We start from the raw sequence: 3,119 nt of genomic DNA on the forward strand, positions 1-3,119 counted from the left end.
GTATGGCTGCTTTGGGTTACACGTTGCAGGTGCCGACGGAAGACCGTTTCTTGTTGGATGAGTCGGAATTGCGCGGTCAGATTGCTACGCTGTTGGGTGGGCGATCGGCTGAAGAGGTTGTCTTCGGTAGCATCACCACCGGCGCGTCAAACGACTTGCAAAAGGCGACAGATTTAGCCGAGAGAATGGTGACAACTTACGGGATGAGTAAGGTTTTGGGGCCTCTAGCTTACGATCGATCTCAACAATCTTTCCTCGGCGATGGTATGGGAAATGCCCGCCGCGCGGTGAGTGCCCAAACTGCTGAGGCGATCGACCAAGAAGTCAAAGAGATTGTGGAAACTGCACATCAGCAAGCTTTGGATATTCTGAAAGCTAATCGGGAATTGTTGGAAACAATTACGCAGCAACTGTTGGAAACTGAAGTAGTTGAAGGCGAGGCTTTGCACAAATTACTGGCTGAAGTGCTGCCTTTAGATAAGGCTGCGGCTTCAGTTTAAAAGGGTTTAATTAAACCGCAGGTTAACGCAGGTGATTGCAAGATCATCTGCGTTTTTTGATACTTACTTATAGGAATCGCGTAAGGTTAAAACCCTTTGATATACTGCCTCAATACAGGTGGGAGAGTGTAAAGACTTTCCTGTTTTTCTATCAAGCAGCGCCGCGATAAAGATTGGAGCGCGTTGAGTAAATCGGATGATGATATTTGTCCTTTTTCTAGCAATTTTGCTAGGTTGACTGGCTGGTTTTCCCTAGCCAGCAATGACAAAACTTGTTTTTCTAGTTCGGAAGTGCGATCGTACTGCTGCTGTAAAACATCTTTCAAATCTTCCGGCAACAATATGCTATCATCTATTAATAACTCACTCGCGCCAATTCCCAACTCTTGAATCAGATTCGCCACGCTTTTTAACCATAACGGGTTGCCTTGGTAGCGGTGAATGAGTGCTTCACTGTTGTCGCTTGCTTCTAACCCATAATCTCTAAGTATTTCCCGTCCGGCTGCGATGTCTAAACCTTTGAGTTGTAATGTACGAATGGGAGTATTTGGGTTTTTAAATTGAGTCACTTCTCTCGGTTGTTCCCAACCGATTAGCAGAAAGCAGCTTTGATGGGATAATTTTTCTATTTGTTTGAATAAAGAGCGATATTCTTCATACTCTGGTTTATATTTTCCTGCCAATTCCCCGCTACAGAAAAGGTTGTGAACGTCATCTAAGACTATTAAACAGCGATGTTTTTGCAAATACTTAATCAGCGGTAAGCGTTTCGGGTTTGTTGGGGATAAATCTTGTTTTTCTGACTTGGATAAAAACTGTATTAGTTTATGTTCAAATTCATCTAGGGTATGCGATGCGTCTATGCTGCACCAAATAACGTACTCAAACTCCTCTTTAATTTGTTGTACGAGTTGCACTGCTAGGGATGTTTTGCCGATTCCACTGATGCCGGTGAGGGCTATGAGGCGACAGTGTTGTTGTAAAATCCAGGTTGTGAGGGTTTGGAGTTGGGGGGTGCGATCGTAGAAATCGCCCAACTCTGGCATTTCGCTTAAATCTTGATGTAGAGTTTGAGGTTTTTTTGTGTTAGATGTTTCCTGATTTTGTGGGTGTGAGTTTGGGATATTTGGGGGGTGTCTAGGATCTCCACAGATGTTAACGCTGTTAATTTGCACTGATTCTTCTTGTGCAACATTTGAATATATTGAAACTTCCAACCTCTCCATTGCCGCTCTAAAATTTGATTTACTGACTTTTTCCCCCAACTCTTGTGAAAGGCTTTGCCATAATTCCATTCCTACTTCTCTAACACGAGCCTCAGAGAGGTTAACGTCCTTGGCAATCTCGTTGTAATCCTCCTGTTGCCATGTCCCGCGCAGGATTTTCTCTTGTAAGCCATTGAGATGCTTACCTGTTTTAGCAAACACCATATCGTCTGCGAGTTTTACCATTTCCTTAAGGTTCATAGAGTCGAGTAGATGTCAGGGTTGGTTGTATTGTACCCAACATTTACTCACATTTCCCAACATCTCCCAACATTTTTTATAGAGGGCGAGTTGAAGTAGCATACAAAAGTCCCAACATAATTTAGCATTTTGGCCTAGACAAATCTTTGATTTATCATCAAAATACAAGAGCTACCAAAGCAAAGTATTAAAGCGTAAGTTTAAAAACTTAATAGTTGTATATTCCTACACTTTAATACAGTGCTTTATACGACCAATATACTCGTTTGTCCAAATTATGTAGAAGTATGGAGTATCATGCAAAAACTAGCTAAAATAATTATCAATCAAAGTTTGAATAGGCGACCAGAAAAAAATTCTAAAGACAATCGACCATCACGGTTTTTTACCTTTTCAATGTGTTCATTAGCGCTCGCTGTATTGATGGTGGCTACCTCGGCTATCTCTGCGTCCTCAAGACAGCCTCGAATGATTGATGGCTCTCAACAAGGAACTTGTCGAAGTGGACGAATAAAAGAGCGTACAATTTGTTTTTTTCCGTCCGTTACATGGACATACGGTAATGCTCTCGCTATTGAATATAAAGGTGGAAGTGGGGCTGATGTTTACTGGTACACTGCTGTAGAGATTCAAGGGGCATCTATTTCTGGAAAGGTAACTGGTGGAATAGAGGTAGGGGTTGTAAACGCTGGTGCAGAAGTGAACTTCGCAGATAATGGAAAGCGATTACGCACGCTCTCACAAAAATGTATTATTGGAGGATCGCAACATAATCAGCAGCCCTATTGTCAAAATCCTTTTCGTGGATCTCCTGTTGTTATTCGAGTAGTTCCTCACAACACGAATTGGCAAACAGATTTTGTGGTGCATAGAGACCCCGAAATACGTTAACGCAAGTCGTAGTGCTCTGGTGATGGAGGTTGGGTTTTGTTCTTTAACCCAACCTCCATCGGCATTTAGTGTGACTTTGGTGTTTAGCGATCGCCCGATCGCCCGATCGCGCATCAAGACCGATCGGCCTTTGTTATTTCAGATAACCGATCGCCTAAAATGAAAGAGCGATCGCCCTTTATATCAATTCCTAAAAACTTGCACTTTTTCTATATCCAATCCCCCTTCGCCTAAAGTATCAGTCGAAGAATGACGATCGATA

At 42.6% G+C, this 3,119-nt stretch carries 3 protein-coding genes and 1 pseudogene; 3 read left to right on the forward strand and 1 reads right to left on the reverse strand.

The features are described 5' to 3' along the window. Nucleotides 1–500: pseudogene (locus WBA89_RS03295) on the forward strand (cell division protein FtsH); the annotation flags it as partial. Between the two features lie 86 nt (nt 501–586). On the opposite strand, the gene WBA89_RS03300 reads toward WBA89_RS03295, so the two are convergent. Continuing rightward, nucleotides 587–1,966: an NB-ARC domain-containing protein gene (locus WBA89_RS03300; protein WP_424404052.1), complete on the reverse strand. Its 1,380-nt coding sequence runs from the start codon at nt 1,964–1,966 to the stop codon at nt 587–589. Between the two features lie 297 nt (nt 1,967–2,263). On the opposite strand from WBA89_RS03300, the gene WBA89_RS03305 reads away from it, so the two are divergent. Together WBA89_RS03305 and WBA89_RS03310 are read left to right on the forward strand one after the other, a co-directional pair. Next, entirely contained in the window at nt 2,264–2,857 is a 594-nt protein-coding gene (locus WBA89_RS03305; RefSeq protein ID WP_424404054.1) for a hypothetical protein, read from the forward strand. Nucleotides 2,858–2,879: 22 nt separating this feature from the next. Next, on the forward strand, nt 2,880–3,020 hold the full coding sequence (locus WBA89_RS03310; protein WP_424404056.1) for a hypothetical protein: 141 nt from the start codon (nt 2,880–2,882) through the stop codon (nt 3,018–3,020). The last annotated feature ends 99 nt before the right edge of the window (nt 3,021–3,119 follow it).

Origin of the sequence: Microcoleus sp., assembly GCF_049646505.1 — a bacterium.
In the GTDB taxonomy this organism is placed as follows: domain Bacteria; phylum Cyanobacteriota; class Cyanobacteriia; order Cyanobacteriales; family Microcoleaceae; genus Microcoleus.

Excerpts from the sequence above, each read along its gene's own strand:
- WBA89_RS03300 (WP_424404052.1), bottom strand. The coding sequence starts at position 1,966 with ATGAACCTTAAGGAAATGGTAAAACTCGCAGACGATATGGTGTTTGCT.
- WBA89_RS03305 (WP_424404054.1), top strand. The coding sequence starts at position 2,264 with ATGCAAAAACTAGCTAAAATAATTATCAATCAAAGTTTGAATAGGCGA.
- WBA89_RS03310 (WP_424404056.1), top strand. The coding sequence starts at position 2,880 with ATGGAGGTTGGGTTTTGTTCTTTAACCCAACCTCCATCGGCATTTAGT.